General features: G+C 46.8%; 19 protein-coding genes. 4 read left to right on the forward strand and 15 right to left on the reverse strand.

Annotated elements, in window-relative coordinates; all coding sequences use genetic code 11:
• The first annotated feature begins 376 nt into the window (after nt 1-376).
• On the forward strand, nt 377-733 hold the full coding sequence (locus AWM72_RS03440; protein ID WP_067973186.1) for a thioesterase family protein: 357 nt from the start codon (nt 377-379) through the stop codon (nt 731-733).
• Between the two features lie 54 nt (nt 734-787).
• On the opposite strand, the gene AWM72_RS03445 is transcribed toward AWM72_RS03440, so the two are convergent.
• From AWM72_RS03445 to AWM72_RS03455, 3 genes are all read right to left on the reverse strand, one after another.
• Complete coding sequence (locus tag AWM72_RS03445; protein WP_067973189.1) at nt 788-1,492, reverse strand: O-methyltransferase; 705 nt, start codon at nt 1,490-1,492, stop codon at nt 788-790.
• A 76-nt stretch (nt 1,493-1,568) separates the two neighbouring features.
• Nucleotides 1,569-2,915, reverse strand: coding sequence for a hemolysin family protein (locus tag AWM72_RS03450; protein WP_067973191.1), 1,347 nt, complete (start codon nt 2,913-2,915; stop codon nt 1,569-1,571).
• 180 nt (nt 2,916-3,095) lie between these two features.
• Nucleotides 3,096-4,916: a glycoside hydrolase family 3 protein gene (locus tag AWM72_RS03455; protein ID WP_067976545.1), complete on the reverse strand. Its 1,821-nt coding sequence runs from the start codon at nt 4,914-4,916 to the stop codon at nt 3,096-3,098.
• Nucleotides 4,917-5,227: 311 nt separating this feature from the next.
• On the opposite strand from AWM72_RS03455, the gene cbpA reads away from it, so the two are divergent.
• Entirely contained in the window at nt 5,228-5,893 is a 666-nt protein-coding gene (cbpA, locus tag AWM72_RS03460) for a cyclic di-AMP binding protein CbpA (protein ID WP_067973194.1), read from the forward strand.
• A gap of 99 nt (nt 5,894-5,992) precedes the next feature.
• Here cbpA and AWM72_RS03465 read toward each other — a convergent pair whose 3' ends face one another.
• From AWM72_RS03465 to AWM72_RS03490, 6 genes are all read right to left on the reverse strand, one after another.
• Nucleotides 5,993-6,901 carry a cysteine ABC transporter substrate-binding protein gene (locus AWM72_RS03465; RefSeq protein WP_067973199.1) on the reverse strand — a complete coding sequence of 303 codons (909 nt, stop codon included), beginning with the start codon at nt 6,899-6,901 and terminating at the stop codon, nt 5,993-5,995.
• Nucleotides 6,902-6,916: 15 nt separating this feature from the next.
• Nucleotides 6,917-7,666: an amino acid ABC transporter ATP-binding protein gene (locus tag AWM72_RS03470; RefSeq protein ID WP_067973202.1), complete on the reverse strand. Its 750-nt coding sequence runs from the start codon at nt 7,664-7,666 to the stop codon at nt 6,917-6,919.
• Nucleotides 7,666-8,352, reverse strand: coding sequence for an amino acid ABC transporter permease (locus AWM72_RS03475; RefSeq protein WP_067973206.1), 687 nt, complete (start codon nt 8,350-8,352; stop codon nt 7,666-7,668). The genes AWM72_RS03470 and AWM72_RS03475 overlap by 1 nt, the downstream gene beginning before the upstream one ends.
• A complete protein-coding gene (locus AWM72_RS03480; protein WP_067973209.1) occupies nt 8,345-8,992 on the reverse strand; it encodes an amino acid ABC transporter permease in 648 nt (215 codons plus the stop codon). Before AWM72_RS03480 ends, AWM72_RS03475 begins: the two co-directional genes overlap by 8 nt.
• A 321-nt stretch (nt 8,993-9,313) precedes the next feature.
• Nucleotides 9,314-10,603 carry a sugar ABC transporter substrate-binding protein gene (locus AWM72_RS03485; RefSeq protein ID WP_067973212.1) on the reverse strand — a complete coding sequence of 430 codons (1,290 nt, stop codon included), beginning with the start codon at nt 10,601-10,603 and terminating at the stop codon, nt 9,314-9,316.
• 711 nt (nt 10,604-11,314) lie between these two features.
• Nucleotides 11,315-11,632: a metal-sulfur cluster assembly factor gene (locus tag AWM72_RS03490; protein WP_067976547.1), complete on the reverse strand. Its 318-nt coding sequence runs from the start codon at nt 11,630-11,632 to the stop codon at nt 11,315-11,317.
• Nucleotides 11,633-12,216: 584 nt separating this feature from the next.
• Between AWM72_RS03490 and AWM72_RS03495 the strand changes: the two genes are divergently transcribed.
• On the forward strand, nt 12,217-12,999 hold the full coding sequence (locus AWM72_RS03495) for an alpha/beta hydrolase (protein ID WP_067973214.1): 783 nt from the start codon (nt 12,217-12,219) through the stop codon (nt 12,997-12,999).
• Between the two features lie 580 nt (nt 13,000-13,579).
• Here the strand turns inward: AWM72_RS03495 and AWM72_RS09655 are convergent.
• Both AWM72_RS09655 and AWM72_RS09660 read right to left on the reverse strand, forming a co-directional pair.
• Complete coding sequence (locus AWM72_RS09655) at nt 13,580-13,951, reverse strand: DeoR/GlpR family DNA-binding transcription regulator (RefSeq protein ID WP_335338826.1); 372 nt, start codon at nt 13,949-13,951, stop codon at nt 13,580-13,582.
• Nucleotides 13,948-14,331: a DeoR family transcriptional regulator gene (locus tag AWM72_RS09660; RefSeq protein ID WP_335338827.1), complete on the reverse strand. Its 384-nt coding sequence runs from the start codon at nt 14,329-14,331 to the stop codon at nt 13,948-13,950. The genes AWM72_RS09655 and AWM72_RS09660 overlap by 4 nt, the downstream gene beginning before the upstream one ends.
• A 110-nt stretch (nt 14,332-14,441) precedes the next feature.
• Here AWM72_RS09660 and manA point away from each other — a divergent pair, with 110 nt between their 5' ends.
• Nucleotides 14,442-15,410, forward strand: coding sequence for a mannose-6-phosphate isomerase, class I (gene manA / locus AWM72_RS03505; RefSeq protein WP_067973215.1), 969 nt, complete (start codon nt 14,442-14,444; stop codon nt 15,408-15,410).
• Here manA and AWM72_RS03510 read toward each other — a convergent pair.
• The 4 genes from AWM72_RS03510 to AWM72_RS03525 all read right to left on the reverse strand — a co-directional run bounded on the left by AWM72_RS03510 (nt 15,407) and on the right by AWM72_RS03525 (nt 18,680).
• Nucleotides 15,407-15,778 carry a DUF956 family protein gene (locus AWM72_RS03510; protein WP_067973217.1) on the reverse strand — a complete coding sequence of 124 codons (372 nt, stop codon included), beginning with the start codon at nt 15,776-15,778 and terminating at the stop codon, nt 15,407-15,409. The genes manA and AWM72_RS03510 overlap by 4 nt on opposite strands.
• A gap of 139 nt (nt 15,779-15,917) precedes the next feature.
• On the reverse strand, nt 15,918-16,829 hold the full coding sequence (locus AWM72_RS03515) for a PTS system mannose/fructose/sorbose family transporter subunit IID (RefSeq protein ID WP_067973227.1): 912 nt from the start codon (nt 16,827-16,829) through the stop codon (nt 15,918-15,920).
• Between the two features lie 17 nt (nt 16,830-16,846).
• Complete coding sequence (locus AWM72_RS03520) at nt 16,847-17,659, reverse strand: PTS mannose/fructose/sorbose transporter subunit IIC (protein WP_067973229.1); 813 nt, start codon at nt 17,657-17,659, stop codon at nt 16,847-16,849.
• Nucleotides 17,660-17,687: 28 nt separating this feature from the next.
• Nucleotides 17,688-18,680 carry a PTS sugar transporter subunit IIB gene (locus AWM72_RS03525; RefSeq protein WP_067973231.1) on the reverse strand — a complete coding sequence of 331 codons (993 nt, stop codon included), beginning with the start codon at nt 18,678-18,680 and terminating at the stop codon, nt 17,688-17,690.
• Nucleotides 18,681-19,016 lie beyond the last annotated feature (336 nt).

Consider the following 19,016-nt stretch of genomic DNA (forward strand, 5'->3'; position numbering starts at 1 on the left):
AAAGGTCTATCTCGTCGCCTTATTGGAGCGACTCGATCATTATATCATCTTTTTCAAAAACTTGTCAAGACTTTTTTTGAAAAAGTTTCGGAAGTTTTTTGATGACCGATCGTTTTGTTGGCTTTATGTAAGCGCTAACTTAACGACTCATTCATTATAACGAAGTCTTTTGGACTTGTCAACATATTTTTTGAAAAAGTTTTTAACTTTTTTCTCACCGCTCTCTCAAGCGGATCTCAAGTATATCTCATTTCAGTTTAAAGGTCAAGCCTTTTTACTAAAATAATTAAGTTGCCTTTAGACTGTGCGCCGACAAGCAACTTTGATATAATAACAAGAGAAGTGTTGTATTGTCAAGTCTATCGGGGAGGATTTTATGAAAAAAGTTTTTACAGTACGTCCAGAGCAAAGTGCCAAACAGGTTGGTTCAGGGGAATTAGAGGTTCTTGCTAGCCCTGTCCTCTTGGCTTATATGGAAAATGTTGCTTCTGAAATTTGTTTAAGTCATTGCCAAGGCAGCGAAACGACCGTTGGCATTGAGGTTGACTTCAAACACTTAGCCCCCTCTGCTGTCGGCAGTGAAATTACTATTGATGCTGATATCAAAAAAATTAAAAAGAATGTTATCAGTTTAGTCATTCAAGCAAGTGACCAAAATGGCCAGACAGTCGGGGAAGCTAAGCACAAACGAGCCATTGTTAACACAGAAAAATTTATGGCCAAATTAAAATAGCAAACTTATCGATAGAAAAGGCGCTGATCTCTTCAACAGATCAGCGCCTTTTTACTAGCCTTCCTTCATATAATCAAAGTGGTCCGTATCTTGGAGTTTCTGCACCATGAGGACCCCGTCACCTAGGGGAAGTAGCGAGGTTTTTAATTCCGGTCGCCCCAGACAGGCTTCTAAGAGACGGTTCAGCTTAGCATTCATTCCACGGTTTCGCCGAGGTACTTCTTTGGGGTCCTTAAAGATCGTTCCTCCTTGGAAAATATCGTCGATCATGAGGACACCACCTAGTTTGAGCCGGTCTAAGCAGTAGGGAAAGAATTCATAGTACTTGGACTTGGCAGAATCCATAAAGATAAAGTCATAGTTTTTGGTTAATTGAGGCAAGATCTCCGCAGCTTCCCCCTGGAGAATTTGGATCTGGTCTTCTAGGACAAGTTTGCCAATATTCTGCTGGGCTTCCTGGATCATCAGATCGTAACGATCAATCGTATCTACATGACGATCGGGATAACCGTAAGTCATAAGAGAAGCAGAGAAGGCAATAGCTGTACCAATCTCTAAGATTTCCTTTGCCTGGCTCACGCTAAGGAAGAAGTCAAGAAAGACAGCTGTTTCATGGGGGATGATGGGGACCCGGCGTTCATGGGCATCCTCTTCAATGGCCTTGAGCGGAGCCGGAAATTCCGTTTGCCCCTGGCGCATAAAGTCAAGTACCTCTTCCTTGACGATTGCTCGGTCCATCATTTCATTTAACTTGTGCATTCCAATCTTCCTTCCCCAAAAAAAGAGAGTGGGCAAGGTCAGGGCAATCAACCTGCCCGCTTGTCCACCTTCTTTATTAGTCATCTTCTTTGTTTTCATTGTCTTGGCTAGCGTCTTCTGCTAGGCGGGTCACTCGGATGCCGCGGATCCGCCCCTCCTCAACAAGTGTAGTTAACAGTTCATAGTTTTCAATTTGTAAATGTTCAGCTGCCCCATCTTCAGGGAAATGACCTAGTTGTTCGATCATATAGCCGGCTATGGTATCCGATTCATCCGATTGAATATCCGTTTGGAAAATCTGATTGAACTTGTAGATAGGTAGCATGCCGTCGATCGCATAATTTGACTCATCCAACTGACGGTATTCACTATTGGCTTCATCATATTCGTCTTCAATTTCGCCAACGATTTCTTCCAGCAGGTCTTCTAAGGTAACAATCCCTACTACGCCACCGTACTCATCCTTTAAGATCGCCATATGTTGGTGGTCCTTCTTAAATTGCAGCATCAAGTCATCGATAAAAATCGTTTCTGGAGCAAAGTAGGCCGGTTTGATCACATCTTTAATGCGGACTTGGTCGAAACCTTTCTTGTGGGCCTGGCGCAAGATATCTTTTACATGGACGACGCCTAGAATATCATCCTTATCATCTGCAAAAACAGGAACGCGTGAATATTGGGAACTCAGTGTCTCTTGAACATTAAAAGAATCTGGGTCATCAATATCTAGCATAAAAGTATCTGTTCGGGGTACCATCACTTCACGAGCTAACTTGCTATCCAAGGAGAGAACCCCTTGCATCATGCGGAATTCCGTCATATCGATAGCCCCGTCTGTCTGGCTGCTCTCAATCAAAGCGCGCATCTCTTCGCGGGTCAAGTGCTCATCCTTCTTAGTGAAGTCAATGGGCACAATCCGTTTCAATAAATTCGTCGAGGCCGTAAGCAACCAGACAAAAGGTGTAAAGAGGCGCTTCAAGAAAACAATTGCTCCCGAAGCCATCATGCTATATTTCTCGGGGAATTGAATGGCAACCTGTTTGGGGAAAAGTTCACCAAAAACCAAGGAAATATAAGAGAGGACCAGGGTCACCAAGGCTGAAGCCAGAATATCTGCACCTGGCAATTGGCCCAAATAAGGGCGGATATAGCCCACAAAAGTCGTGGCTGCCTGGGCAGAGGAGAAGAAACCTGCAAAAGTTATTCCCACCTGGATGGTTGATAGAAAGGCATCCGAATCATCAAGCAAGGCTTGAACTCTCTTAGCTGCCTTATTTCCTTCATCAGCTAAGCGACCAATCTTTTGGTGGTTGACTGATACAAAAGCCATTTCAGCACCTGCTAAAAAAGCGTTGATCAGCGTCAAAACTAAGATAATTAACAGTTGACTAACAATTGCCGTCTCGGCACCGGGACCTTCCATTTATGACATTACTCCTTTGTTCCATATCTTTAATTTCATTAATGAGAAAATACTCACTATTACTTTCAAGTATAGCTTTTGCCTCCATAAATTGCAAGCACCAGGGCTAAGTTAGGCGGAGATAAAAAAGAGGAAGCTAATAAACTCCCTCTCTTTATGCATCGATTTATTGCGCAGAATCTATGCTTTTGTTTTAGCTGGGTTGATACGGTTTTCGTAAACCTCTTTGACATTATAGTAAGTGTCTTCTTTACCACAGAATGAATCTACTGGGTCAACACCCTTGAAGGCTTCTGGCCCTTCTTGTAATTTGTCCATCAAGATTTCTAAGTTGAATGGCTTATCATCGTAAGCGTTGATGTAAGTTTGTACTTGAGGCACGTCAACAAGGTGGAATGGGTGGTTAACAGATACCATAATGGTTGGAATTTCATTCACATAGAATGGGCTATCTGGTGTCCCCTTAGAAGCTGGCCACGCTACACGTTGAACAGTACCAGCCGCAATCTTAGCTAAGTTAATTACTAAGTCATACTTGTCAGTAAGGTTAGCGATTGGTTGTTTTTGTGCATAAACGTTAGCAACAGCAGCTGAACGTTCTTCCTTAGGTAACTTCATAATCTTATCTTCAGTTGATTCCCAAACTTCAACATTGAAGCCACGTTTTTCCATGATTTCTTTCATGATATCAGCTGGGGATTCTTTTGAAGCGATCAATTGACCGAAGCCGCCTTTAACGCCTTCATTCATAACAAGAAGAACATTCTTGTAACGTTCAGGTGTTACAGGGAAGACATCTTCTTGGTTGTTCTTCACTAAGGTAATGGCTTGGTCAGCTACTTCGCGAGCCATTGCTTGGTTTTCTTCAGTGTTGATATGAGCCAAGGCTTCTTCCTTAGGTGCTAACAAGCTCTTAGGATCTTTTTCGTGAAGACCAATTGAAGCTTTCAAGCCAAGGGTACGACGAAGGGCATCTTCTAAACGTTCATCAGTAATTGTTCCGTTTTCGTAACCTTCCTTCATCCATTGGAAGTCTTCGTCTGGATCATTGAAGAATAAGAAGAGGTCACAACCAGAAGCAATAGCTGTTGGTAAGATGTCGCGACGTGATAAAGCACCAGTCATCGCTACCATGTGAGAAGCGTCAGTGATAACTGCCCCGTTGAAGCCCATCTTGTCTTTCAATAAGCCAAGGAGGATTTCACGAGATAGGGTAGCTGGTAACATTGCTTCTGATTCTGAGATGTCAGGGTTAATGGCTTTAGCATAAGATGGTAAGCCAATGTGTCCTGCCATAATAGCTGGTAGGCCTGCATCAAAGAGTGAAGAATAAATCTTACCATATGAATTATCCCATTCTTCAGTTGAACAATGGTTGGTTGCAAATGATAAGTGGTGGTCACGTTCGTCATTCCCGTCCCCTGGGAAGTGTTTAGCGGTTGCAATGATGCCCTTTTCAGAGATTCCCTTGAGATAGTTTAGAGAGAAATCAATGACTTTTTGAACATCACTTGACCAGGTACGAACAGAGATAATTGGGTTGCGCCAGTTGCTTTGTAAGTCAACGATTGGTGCAAATGACATGTTACAGCCGATAGCTGCTGCTTCGTCCCCTGCAATTCGGCCCATTTCATAACCATATTTTGGATCATTAGTAGCGGCTAACTTCACTTCATGTCCAACATAGGTCCCGTCAGTACAAGCGCCGTCCCCACCTGCTTCTGTATTCGCTGCGATTAAAACAGGAATCTTAGAGTTTTCTTGGAGAATCTTGTTTTGATTGTAGACGGTATCCGCATCAGATTTATTATAGCGAACCCCTGCGATATGATAAGTATCAAGGACGCTCTTTAAGTAATCTTCTTCTGCGCTAGCCCCCATATTAAAGAATAATTGGCCAATTTTTTCATCAATTGACATGTTTTTGATGGTGTCTTCAACCCATTGAACACCTTTTTCATCTAAATTATAGGGTGCTTTTGTTAAATCGACTTTTTGCATTTTTACTTCTGCCATCGATTGCATCTCTCCTTTCATTAAGTCCACATGATATTATAAAGGCTTATGACCTTTATTTTATTATAGCAAAGTTCTTAGAAAATGTAAGGGGTTAACACTTGAATCGGGGTCTAAGTCTTAAAAAGCCTTTTTAAAGTCTATTTTGTGGTACAATTTTGGTTTTTCACTAAGAAAAAGGAGGTTTTAGATTAAATTTTTCTATTCTTAGCTCCAATAAAACTTAAATCCTTCTCATTATCTGAGGGGGTGTGTTATACTTGTATACGGTCAACAGAAAGGATGGTATCCTAGCAATGAATATCTCATCTTTTACCATTCAAAAGAAAGATGTGGTTTATGTTACGGCATCTACAACGATGCGTGATGCCTTGATCATTTTAGAAGATCACCAATTCCGCTGCATTCCCATCCTAGATGACAATGAGAAGATTTTTAGAGGTAATATCTACCGCTCACATCTCTATCAAAGGCTAGCGGAGGGCCAATCACTCGACGAACCGGTCACCCTCTTGCTCAAGAACGCCACTAAATATGTGAGTGTAGATAGTTCCTTCTACCGTGTGCTCTTTAACATCCGTGACTTGCCCTATATCGCAGTTCTCGACCAGGACAACCGCTTCTTCGGCTTGCTCACCCACCATCAATTCGAGCGCATGCTCAGTCATTCTTGGAAGTTAAATGACAGCAGCTATATCTTAACCGTTACGGTTCCTCAAGAATCAAGGGGGACCATGTCCAAGGTGACGAAGATTATTAGCCGGGTCTGCTCGATCAATAGCATGATTACTTTGACCGATCTCGAAGACCCCAGTCTCTGCCACCTGACATTCTTCCTTTCCGATACTTGTTCTTATCCTGAACTTCAAAAAATTGTTGCCCGGCTCAAACGCCGCGGCTTAAGAAATATTGGCCTTGAAGAACCAGATAAACTTTTCGAGTATAAAATGGGAAGCCTATAAGAGGTCTGGCGCCTGCGACAACAGTCGATCATTGACCGCCAGCCTATCCATCAAAAATCCCGCTAGCAAGCAAGCTGGCGGGATTTTTGATTTGGCATTTTATTTTTTAGCGTAGTTAAAGGCATCATAGTAAGCTTTAAGGTCATCGCCTTCAAGGACAATCTGCTTAGGATCAACATCCTTGCCATAAACGGGCAGGCAGGTCTTGTCATAAGCCTTGGTGAAGAAGTGGTCTTGACCTAAACGGACAATCAAGTCATCCAAGTAATCTTTTAATTCCTGATTTCCCTTTTGAACGGCTGGGGCAATGGTATCTTCTTGACCTAGGGATTCAATGCCTACCTTGAAGCCTGGATTTTCATTGGCCCAGGCCAGGACCTCTGTGTTATCCGTGGAGAAGGCGTCACCCCGGCCATCTCTTAGGGCATCATAAGCCTCTTGGTAGGCGTCATATTTATCGATATTTTTGATCTCAGGCGCTTCTTTTTGGAAGTAGTTCTCTGCCGTCGTGCCCTTGACCAGGATTAATTTCTTATCCTTAAGCTGGTTAATATCGGTAACGAGGGCTTTCTCTGGTGAAACGACTCCGATAGCTACCTTCATGTAAGGGAGGGCGAAGTCCACTTGCTCGCGGCGTTCGTCGGTCACCGTGAAGTTGGCCAGGGTAATGTCAACTTTCCCGGACTTCAAGAATTCAGCCCGGCTAGCTGCATCCATGGGAACAAATTCTACCTTGTCGGCACTCCCTAAGAGGTCTTCCCCAATTTTCTTAGCGAGTTCGATATCATAACCCTGAGGCTGGCCTTTATCATCGACATAGCCAAAGGGCATCTTATCCGCAAAGACACCGATGCGGATTTTGCCTGAGTCTTTAATCTCCGCGAGACTGCGGGCCGCCGCCTGCTTACCAGCCGTCGCGGCAGGCTCTTTGTCGGTTTGCTGGCCAGATTGACAAGCGGTAAGGAATAAAGCGACTAGTGCTAAGAGCGCGAATATTTTTTTCTTCATTTTCTTTTTCTCCTTTTATCGGTCAAATGTTAAACGGTCTAAAAATTGCTGGGCACGCTGGGTCGTGGGCAGCTGGAAGAAGGCTTGGGGATCGCGACTGCGCTCGACAATCTCTCCCCCATCGAAGAAGAGCAATTGGTCAGCCACTGCTTGGGCAAAGGCCATTTCATGGGTCACAATCACCATGGTTAGCCCCTCTTTGGCGAGTTCTAAAACGACATCTAAAACCTCTCGGACGAGCTCAGGGTCCAGGGCAGCGGTGATTTCATCCAACAAAAGCACCTCGGGATGCATCATCAAAGCTCGGACAATCGCCACCCGCTGCTTCTGGCCACCAGAAAGCTGGCGGGGATAGGCTGCTGCCTTGTCCTCCAATCCAACCTTGGCTAAGAGCTCACGGGCCTCCGCTTCAGCCTCTAATCGGTCACGCTGCTGGACCTTGCAAGGAGCCAGGGTCAGATTATCAATAACGGAAAGATGGGGGAAGAGATCATAGGATTGAAAGACCATCCCCACCTGTTCTCGCAGCGCCCGGATTTCACTTTCCGACTGGCCCATGGGCTGGCCATTAAAGCGAATCTCACCGGCATCGATTGCTTCGAGGGCATTGAGACAGCGCAGGAAGGTCGACTTGCCACAGCCTGAAGGGCCAATGATGACCGTCACCTCACCCCGCTCAACAGCTAAGGAGATACCCTTGAGCACTTCTGTCTGTCCGTCATAGGATTTGTGTAAATTATCAACTTCAATCAATAAGTCTGCCATTAGCGACCTCCTTCTTGCATCTTCTTTTCCAAATACTGGCTGATCTTTGAGAAAGGATAGCAGGCAGCAAAATATAAGAAAAAGATTGCCCCATAGATCCAGATGGCTCCATCTGGATAGTCGAAGCGGTTCATATCAATTATCTGCTTACCCACTGCGATCACTTCGACCACCCCAACAAGGACCACAATAGCTGTCGTCTTAATCATCCGGGTCATCAGACTCGTGATGGAGGGAAGGAGGCGGCGGATGATCTGCGGCATAATAATATAGCGGTAGACTTGGCTGCGGCTCAAAGCCAGGGCCAAGCCGCTCTCCGTCTGTTGCCGGGGCAGGGCTTCAATCGCTGACCGCACCAGTTCTGCCAATTCCGCCGTCCCCCAGAAAGTAAAAGCGAGGATTGCTGCTCCCTCAGCAGAGAAATTTAAGTTCAGCTGCTTAGCCGCTCCAAAATACACCAAGAAGACTAGGACCAATTGCGGCATCACGCGGACAAATTCAACATAGACCCGCAAGATGGCTTTGATGACCCGGTAGCGACTCGTCATCAGGACCCCTAGGAAGAGGCCCAGGACTAAGGAGAGGCCCATGGAAATCAGGGCCAATTTGAGCGTCACCCAAAGTCCTTCTAGTAAGCGTAGGAAATTATTCCCCTCAAAGAGAATTTCTAGACCTGAATTAGCCATGCTGGAGTCTCCTTTCTAGGGCATGTCCCAGAAGCGAGAGCGGCAAGAGCAAGGCGGTGTAGGCCAGAACCAGGAGTAGGAGGGTCTCATCTGTCTTGTAATAGAGGCCAATATGTTCCTTGGCCACATACATGAGGTCCGCCAGAGCCACAATACTGAACATGGAGGTTTCCTTAATCAAAAAGACCACATTCGTCATGAGGGCCGGTACCGAAGTCGCCAAGGCTTGGGGCAAAATAACATAGCGAAAGGCTTGCTGGCGGGTTAAAGCCAGGCTGTAGGCCCCTTCCAACTGACTCTCAGGAACCGCCTCGAGACCTGATCGAAAAGCTTCAGCCATGTAAGAGGATCCCAAAAAGGTCAAGCCGACAATAGCACAGACTGAAGATGGCCAGACCACACCGAGTTTGGGTAAGGCATAATACAAAAAGAACAGCTGGATGACCAAAGGGGTATTGCGAGACAGTTCGATATAAATTTGGACGAGGTAAGTTAGGACAGGCAGGCGCCAATAGCGGACCAAAGCACAAACTAGACCACAAAGCAGCGATAGGACAACACCCAAACCGCCCAGGGCAAAGGTGAGCCCTGCTGCTTTGAGGTATTCCGGTAAGACCGCCCCTATGAATTCCCAATCCATTCCCTCACTCCTTTCAAGCACTTATTTTTTACGAGCTAAATCATAGCCGGTCAGCCAGCCCCTGTCAATTCCAAATCAAAGGCGTTCTGAATCAGCAGAAAAACAAAAATGGCCCGAAAGCTTAATATTCTTGAATTTTTCAGATAGCTGATAGGGAGGGGCGATAACTAACGATATGGAAAGGATAAAACTTAAGCTTAAAATATAAACAAAAAAAGAACAATATAAATACAAAAAAGCAGTTTCTTAGCAAGTGTGGAACTTACTAAAAAACTGCTATTTCTCGATGTTAGACGTCGGCCAAATAGAAAGCGCAGACTATTAAAGGTTGCGCTCAACAATCGCGTCGACCTCTTCTGTCATTTGGTCAGCAGCCTCTTCTGGACTGAGCCTTCCTTCTAGCATCTCATGGATACTTCGAGCAAGGGTATGACTCAGTTCACGATAATAGCTAGGAGCACCATTGCTAAAGAGTGCCCCCGCCCCCTCTGACACGCGCCCAATAGTATCTGCCCCCACTACTTGACCTGAAGATAAGACCTGGTTGAGAGCTGATTGCCGGGTAGGTAGAAGCCCAAATTTTTCAAAAGCTGCTACTTGTCTCTCTTCCGAAGTATACCACTCAACAAATAATTGAGCCGCTTCTGGATGGTCACTGTAAGAAGAAATAGCTAGCCCTGGCCCAAAAAAGAGACTAGCTTTAGATGCTTGGTTATCACCAGGAAGAAGGGCTAAGCGGGGCTCATTTTGTCCTTTGGTCTGGCTCTGGAAATAAGGTGCAACTGGCCCCAAACTATAAGCAGCTGTTCCCTCTTTCAAACTTTCAACAAAAAGATTAGCTTGGGACCGCTGGCCTGGTTCAACTAGTCCTTTTTGCTTGAGAGTATTCAAAACTTCTAGGGTCGCTAGAGCATTGTCGCGGTTTAGCCGGTAGTCCTTAGAGAAGACCTCTCCCGTCAATGCCTTATTCATGGTAAAGAAAAAGCGACTCGTCGCCTCATCCCCACTTAGAGGGAGGGCTAGAGGTTGAGTCTGGCTAGCTTCTCTCTGCACAGCTTCTGCAAACTGGCTAACTTCTGACCAGTTTTGCGGTGCCCGACCTAATTGAGCAAAGGCTTCAGGCTGATAATAGGCCAACCAGTAATCATTGGCATAAGGCAAGGCGTAATAGGCATTACCCACGTGAAAATTCTTAACTGTAGGTATATCTTTAATTGTCTCTTCGTCTAGCTCTAAGGGGGCCAGCCAACCAGCTGTCTTGAATTCCCCTAGCCAGGACCAGTCAATGGCAAAGATATCAGCTCCTGCCTCTTTTCCCACAGCTTTCTGTGAGATTTCTTTGTAGATGGTGTCCCAAGAACTAGGCACTAGCTTCACTCGGACCCCAGTTTCATTTTCGAATTGATCAAGCAATGCCGCATCTGGACAATAATCTTCAGGAACTATAAAAGAAATCTCTGGTTTTTCTTCTTTCAAGCTAGCTTGGATAGCTTCTGGCTCTTGGCTAGAGCTAGAGGTCTCTTCTCCAGTTCCCATGCCAGCGTTTGAACATCCCGTCAGGTAAATAAGGGCCAACATTATAAAGGTTAAATACTGCTTTAATCTCCCCATCGTTTTCCTCCATTAAATTACATGATCATAATTAACAGTTTAACCGTACAGAACCTTCATTTCAACTCTATTTAAAGCTTCACTCGTTAACTTTTCCTAGTTTTAATGTTATAAAAAAGAGCTAGCAGTAGCCAGCTCTCTTTGAATAATGGATACTCCGCCGGTAATTTGTTGAATGATGCGGCGTAAAAGCCCCTTCGCATAGCTAAGCAAATGAATCATCAGTTAACTACGCCCCACAAGCAAGCTCTCTATATCCCCATTAAAAAGCCAAATGCAGCTATAGACTTGCTCTCAGAACTCCTCAACAAGGGCTTCTTTGACCAATTCTTTATTCGCATGTCTTTTTAATGTATTCACTCAAACGTTACCATAAGCCCAAATAAAAAACAACTATTGTTACCTATTATAGCGTATTATTTCGGCTCCATAATAAAAACATTTCTTCTCTTTAGCTTTTCCTTATCTTAGGTTAAGAAAAGCCCTCAATCGGATCGGTAATGGGGGGGATCCGATATGAGGGCCTGGCGCAGTCGCCAGCTCTTTCAGTAAAGAACAGGCTAACAAGTAGGAAGCGCAAGGAAATCGACTATCAAAGTTGGAGAAAACTTTTATCATCCTAAAACGGTCTTTTAATTTGTGATGGTAGTAATCAAGTACCTGTTAGAGAGCTTCTTTACTGAATGGAACTGACGACCTCGGTCGTTGGCTCTAACGGAGTCCCAGTGCAATCCGCGCATAACGCGTTAAACGATCCGGGCTCCAAATGGGCTGCCAAACTAATTCCACTTTAACATCCTGAATTACTTCAATCTCTCGGAGTTTGTCCATCAGGGTCTGGAAGATCACATCAGCTAAGGGACAGCCTGGCATGGTAAGCGTCATCCGCACCCACAAGTGCCCGTCCCCGTCATAGAGCAAGTCATAGATCAAACCTAAATTATAAATATCAATCCCAAGCTCCGGGTCGATCACTTCCTGGCAAGCAGCCAATACGTCTTCATAGAGCTCAGGGTCGCGCAAGCTCAGTTCAGTGAACTGGTTAGGGTCTGCGAAGCGTTCCGAATTCGTCGCTGCCGCATAGTTCTCATTCCAATCCTGGTTTTCGGCCAATTGCTCTTCAATTTCTTCCTTAATCGAGAGGGGGAGGGCCTCTTCATTCCCCATTTCTAGTTTATCTTTATCGATGGTCAAAGGAATCGCCTCCAATTCTTATTCAGCTAAGTAGACAGTTTACGCGAGCTTAGCGAGATTTTCAAGTTGGATAGAAAAAAACGCTCGCAAACAAATGCGAGCGCTTAGTAGATACGAGTTAGTTTTTCTAAGGGCTTGAGACGAGGCTAAAAATAGGCATAAAAAACCTGACAGCCTCAAGACCTAGACCTAAAGCTCATTAAAAAGGCGCATTTACACGTGCTTGCTAAACTAGCGTCATTCATCTATAGTCATAGCCTAACCATGTAAATACCCCCACTCTTATCTAGTGATACTATTAACAATATACAATAGTTTAATGGATTTAGCAAGCTAAAAGCGTGCGAAAAACAAGGAGAGGGACCGGTCTAATAGATTTTGTTATAATGAAGTCAAAGCAAACTAAAGGAGGAAAATATATGACCCGACTACACGCTAGCTTCTATTCCGATACCCTACGCATGGATATGCACCTCAATATCCTTGTCCCGCAAAACTGTGAGCGCACCCCTGAAGCCATCCGGCAAAAGCGCCGTCCCCCTTACCGTGTCCTCTACCTCTTACACGGCCTATCCAGCAATGAGGACGGCTGGTTACGCTTCACCTCGCTTGAACGCTATGCCCGTGATCTGGACCTAGTGATCGTGATGCCGACTACCCACCGCGGCTTCTACATGAATACAGCTAAGTCCTATGCCTATAGCGACTTCATCAGCCTGGAACTACCTGCCTATATCCAAAACCTACTGCACGTTTCCAGCAAGCGGGAGGACACCTTCATCGCAGGGGCTTCTATGGGCGGTTATGGTGCCCTCAAGGCGGCCTTCACTTATCCCGAGCAATACGGCTATGTGGCCTCCTTATCTGGCGTCACCGACCTTTCCGCCCGCTACCAAGAAGGTCCTGATCCAAAGTCGCCCTTTGAATTCGACCTCCTCTACGGCGGCCAAGATCCCAAGGGCACTGACAAAGACATCTACCAGCTGGTGGACCAAGCTATAGAAGCCGATATCGACCTGCCTAAGGTCTTCCTCACTTGCGGTCGCGAAGATGAACTCATTGAACAAAACCATGATTTCAAAGACCGCTACCAAGACCAACTCCAACTCAGCTTCCAAGAAGCAGACGGCGGCCACGGTTGGGACTACTGGGACACCCACATCCAAGACGTCCTCGACTGGCTCCCGGGCCTAGACGATTAAACAAACAGGGTGAGAGGGCTGGCGGGAGAAATAGACCTCTGGAGCCAAAAGCCAGAGAAGACTGAAAGTCTTCGGCGGATTTTGGTGAAGAGGAGCTATTTCTGCCAGACCGAACCCGACTACAGGGTGTGAGCAAGAGCGCTTAGATTTGGATGCTTGGAGTAAGTCGGGATAAGGGCAAGCCCTGCTTGCACGTTCCCGACTTGCGAAAGCACTCCAAAGCTGCTCTTGCGAACCCGACTAAAGCAGGGTGTGAGCAAGAGCGCTTAGACTTGAATGATTGGAGCCCAAACGGAAAAGAGCGGCTTTAGCCGATCGTTCCGATTGGGTGAAATCACTTCAAGTCTGCTCTAACTCAGAATCTTACTAGATGAGAAGAAGCTAGCAACGCTGCAAACACAGCCTCTAACTTCATCTCTAAGTCGCTCCACTCGAGCTCATGCCATGTCTCTCTTTAACGACCACCATCAAAGTGGAATGGTGTTCTTTAATACAATCTAAGATAAAACAAATAAGCAAGAGCTAGCCCTTCTTAGACTAGAAGTGGCAGCTCTTGCTTTTTATTATTATTTTAGCTAAGCTATTCCTCTTCAGCCGGCACTTGGACCAAATCTACCCCGGCCTGGTCTAGGGCCTGGGAAATATTTTGGGGGATCCCGGTGTCCGTGTAGACCCGGTCAACCTCCTCCAAGCGAAATTGTAGGATGCCTTGGCTGTTAGTAAATTTAGAGGAATCCATCAGCACATTAAGCTCTTGGGCAGACTCAGCCAGGGTCCGGGCCGCATCGATTCGTGCAACGTCAACGCCTGTAAAGCCTTTCTTTAAATCAAAACCGTCCATGCCCATAAAGAAATGGTGGACCTGAAAGTAGGAAGCAATTTCACGCAGGAAGGGGCCCACACAGACCTGGGAGTCCTTCTGGTATTCCCCACCCAGGAGAATCAACTTCACAGTGGCAGACTTGCGGACAAAGGAAGCAATAAAGGTCGAGTTGGTAATATGTCGCGGTTTTCAAAGGCAAGAATTTCTGCTAGAAGAGCGCAGGTGCCTCCCGATTCAATCATCACGGTATCCCCATCGTGGATGGCTGTCGCTGCCCGCTTGGCGATCCGGTGCTTGAGGTCATAGTTCACTGCCAGACGGTAATTCATATCCGCGCTAGAGCTGACCACCGCATAGCCGTGCTGGCGGCTCAGGATCCCCCGCTCTTCCAAACGATCCAAGTCTTTCCGAATGGTTACCTTGGAGACTTGGAAATGGTCTGCTAATTCATTCACAGATACCTTGCGTTTCTGGCTCACCCATTCCACAATCGCATCTTGTCTCTTCATTGCTTCTTCCTCCTTCTATCGCTTTTCTATTTTGCCAGCTTAGACACCCTTTCATTCCCTCCTTAAAGTACGTATAATAGGAGACACAAGCCTTTGAAAGGAGTCTTAGCATGGACCTCATATTTCTCGACGCCTACCTCCAAGAAAAGATCTGGGGCGGGCAAAAATTAAAAGATATCTATCATTTCCAACTGCCTTCTGACCATACCGGGGAGGCCTGGATTATCTCCGGCCACCCCCACGGCCCGTCGCGTGTTCATTCACCCCAAGCCTATGCTGGTATGACCTTAGCTGAGCTTTACCAAGACCAGCCAGAACTCTTCGGCTTCGGCCAGCCTGAGGATACTAACTTCCCCCTCCTGGTGAAGATTCTCGATGCCAAGGAGGACCTCTCTGTCCAAGTCCACCCCGATGACGCCTACGCCTGGACCCATGAAGGCGAACTCGGCAAAACCGAATGTTGGTATGTCATCGCTGCGGATGAAGGAACGGAGATTGTCTATGGCCACTGCGCCAAGAGCCGTGAAGAATTTCTACAAATGGCTGGCGAAGGCCAATGGGATAAGCTCCTCAAACGCCTTCCGATTAAAGCCGGCGACTTCTTCCCTGTACCAGCCGGAACCATCCATGCCATCGGAGGCGGGGCCCTTATCTTAGAGACCCAGCAAAGCTCTGACACTACCTACCGGGTCTATGATTATGACCGCAAAGATAAGGATGGGCAGAAGCGGCAACTCCACCTGGACCAAGCGGCCGATGTGACACATTTTCCTAGTCAAGATACCCTGGCCCAAGCCCACACAGAAACCCAGGCAGGCGGACAAATCACGGAGCTTTGGGCCAATACCCACTTCACCGTCTACCACTGGCAAGTCAAGGAGGAAATCCAAGTCGACACGTCGAACCATCCTTACAGCCTGGTCAGCCTCATCCAGGGCCAGGCCCAAATCGAAGCCGATGGTAAGACCTACGACATCGTAGCCGGCCAGTCCTTCATCATCCCGCATGCTATCCACAGCGTTAAAGTCCGAGGAGAGGCAAGTCTGATCTGCTCGCATCCTAATCCAAAGCAGAACTAAGATTTCTTCCCCCAGCCCAAAGCCTGCTTAACCACTTCAAAGAAAGAAAGCGAGCGGACAATCCGGTCGGCTGGTACATACTCGCGCACTTGGCGCAACAAAGCCTTGGCATCTTTAGCCGCAAAGCTGAAGCTGCCGGCTTTTTTTGTCTGAATGGCAAAGCGGGGGATCCAGCGACCAGAGAAGAGGATGGAAACCACCACATAATCAATCTCCTCCCAGGGAATCTGGATAAAGTTGGCAGGATTGCGGTCGTCATAGAATTCAAAAGCTGCATTACCTAAGAGAATCTTACCATAATCTGTCATCCCTAAAAACGATGTTGCCTTGGTCACATAGACGACCTCTTGGTTCAAAGACTGTACCATAGAAACTCCTTTCCGATACTCAACAGCAGGCACAAAAATTAAGAAAGCCCTGGATCACTGAAACAAAGGAGGAGCCAGGCAAAGGCATGCCCTCAGTTTGTAGCGTGGAGGCCAGGACTAACTGTTGAAATTTTTTTAACTACATGAGCCCAACCACATGAAGGATAACCCCCGCTGCGAAAAGACCCAGGATAATCACGATTGGTGAGACCTTCTTATTCAGTAACCACATACAGAAGAGGGTCAGTAAGAGCCCCGCCAAACCAGGAATCAAGCTATCCAAGTTATCTTGGAGGGTGGTTACCTTAGTCGGATCGAGCGATAGGCCTTGAGCCTGTTGTTCTAAAGCGACCTTAATGCCTTCTGCACCGGCAGGGAGTTTATCCCATTCGATGTAAGCCCCCTTGTCTAGCGGAACCTCTGAAACGACAGGGGTGAAGGAGATGGCCACCCAGCGGTTAACTAGGGAGCCGAGGATAAACATCCCCAAAATGGAAGCTCCCTTGGTAATGTCCTGGAGCAGGCCTCCTGACAAGTCTTCGGTAATCTTAGACCCTGCTTTATAGCCAAACTCTTGGGTATACCACATGAAGCCCAAACGAATAGCATTCCAAGCCACAAAATAAATGATTGGGCCTAGGATATTGCCCCCCATGGCCAGTGATGCGGCTAGGGCCCCAATAATCGGCTTCACAGTGAACCAAAAGACCGGGTCTCCGATCCCTGCTAAAGGACCCATCATCCCAACTTTAACCCCTTGGATAGCGACATCATCGACAGGTGCCCCATTAGCCCGTTCTTCTTCTAAGGCCAGGGTTACCCCAAGGATCGGTGAAGCCACATAAGGGTGGGTATTAAAGAATTCCAAGTGCCGCTGTAAGGCTTTTGCTTGTTCGTCTTTCGTCTTATAGAGTTTACGGATAGCTGGGATCATCGAGAAGACCCAGCCACCATTCTGCATCCGTTCATAGTTCCAAGAACCTTGGAGATAGGTGGAACGTAGCCAGACGGAAATCCGGTCACGTTTCGATAGTTTAACGCCTTCTGCCATTACGAATTCTCCTTTCTTTAATAGTCATCAATCAAGTCGCCGACAGGGTCCCCGGTATGTTTAGGTCCGGATTGGCCGTTCGACGACCCGCCCATTTTAGAGAGTTGGAGGTAAAGTAAAGCGAGCGCGATACCAATTGCCCCAAGTCCAATCAAGGTCAGCTCCTGGATCGTAGCAAGAACGAAACCGATGGCAAAGAAAGGCCAAACTTCCCGGGTAGCCATCATATTGATCACCATGGCATAACCCACAGCAACCACCATGCCCCCGCCAATGGACAGACCATCTGTCAACCAGTCGGGCATAGCCAAGAGAAGTTCACGCACAGGACCTGCCCCGATAGCTAGGATCAGAGCAGCAGGGATGGCGATCCGCACCCCTTGCATGACAATCGCGATCATATGCCAGATTTCTACCTTACGAACGTTCCCTTCAGCAGCGGCCCCGTCCATAATATGGACAATCCCAGTTGCTAGGGTCCGGCAGATAATGGTCAAAAGTAGACCCGCCACAGCTAGAGGGACGGCCAAGGCAATGGCTGAACCAATTCCGGCTTGCCCCTGCCCCCCTAAGACCAAGATAATAGCTGATGCCACAGCGGCTAGGGCCGCATCCGGAGCAACCGCTGCCCCAATATTAGCCCAACCCAAGGCGATCATCTGTAAGGAACCACCCAGCATCAGACAGGGTCCTAGCTGGCCACTTACGAGACCAATCAAAGTGCAGGCAATCACAGGTTGGTGAAAATGCCAGGCATCCAAGATCCCCTCGGTACCAGCTAAGAAGGCAATAAAGATAATTAAGATAATTTGGATAATATTTAAATCCATAAGACTGCTTCCTCCTTAAGCGATATTTCTATGCGTTCTGCTTGTCGAGTTCTTTCTGAGCTTGCTGTAAGATACTGTCCATATTGTCGCCTTGGTCAGCCGGAACCTTGCGGACATCGAAACGTAGGCCTTGCTCTTTCAAGGCTTTAAAGGTGTCAATATCCTCTTGGCTGAAGGCCAAGACTTTGTTGGGTTGGACCTTCCCCTTGCTGTGGGCCATAGAACCCACATTAATTTCTTCCAGTGGGACGCCGCCTTCAACTACCCGCAAGACATCTTGGGGATTTTCAAAGAGCAAGAGCGCCCGTTCCTTACCGAAGTGTTCTTGGTCTTTACCGATCTTAATCATCTGGTCAATCGGAATCACGTGGGCCTTAATTCCAGATGGGGCCGCCTGCTTGATCAGTTGGGTGCGCAGCTCATCCTTAGCTACCGCATCCGATACTACAATAATCCGCGTGGGATGAGTAGCCCGGGTCCAGCCTGTCGCGACCTGACCGTGCAAGAGCCGGGAATCGATCCGAGCCAGGACAAAATCCATCTGTCCAGGACTCCCCACCTGACCACTGCTGGCGGGAGCTTCTTCAGCTTGGACTTGCTCTGTCTCTGCTTCATCTTTCGCCAAGCCTTCCGGTAGGGGCTTGACGCCTTCTTTAGCTGTTGCTAGGATATGCCCGGCAATCTCCTGGGCAGTTGTCATCGAAAAGCGTGAAGCGTAAGCCTCGATCACCATAGGCAGGTTCATCCCGGACACAATGGCCCAGCTGTCTTCGTGGCCTTCAAAGAGATTGCTGGCCTGGTTGAAGGGCGTCCCTCCCCACAAATCAACTAAAAATAATACCTGGTCAGGATCAGAAAACGATGCGATAGCTTCTTCCATTTTGGCCCGCACATCGTCGGGGCCTTCAGAAGGAAGCAGAGTCACTGCCGCTACATCTTCTTGGTCGCCAAAGATCATGGCACCCGATTGCAAAATACCATTCGCAAACTCACCGTGACTGGCGAGGATAATTCCAACCATCTCAATACCTCCTTGGTCAATTAGTATAAATATAAAAAGTTAATGAAAACGATTACTAATCTATTATACCTTTTTTAAACTTTCCTTTCAAGGTCAAATCCCTTTCGTTTACCAGGATTTCGTAAGTCTGTTGGCTTACAAAAGAAACAATCCTTAATCGACACCGCAAGTGAGCAGGCCCTTCGTTATTTATTTTTTATTTAAATATAGTGTAACAGAGTTCTAGTAAGGCTAAGCAATTAATAACGGTTTTATTATTTTTCATGTTAGTGGTCAGTGTTTAAAGGCTTTCTATTAATATTTAATAATCAAATTCAAAAGCGTAACGTCTGCTCA

It is taken from the genome of Aerococcus sanguinicola, from assembly GCF_001543145.1.
GTDB classification, from domain to species: Bacteria; Bacillota; Bacilli; order Lactobacillales; family Aerococcaceae; genus Aerococcus; species Aerococcus sanguinicola.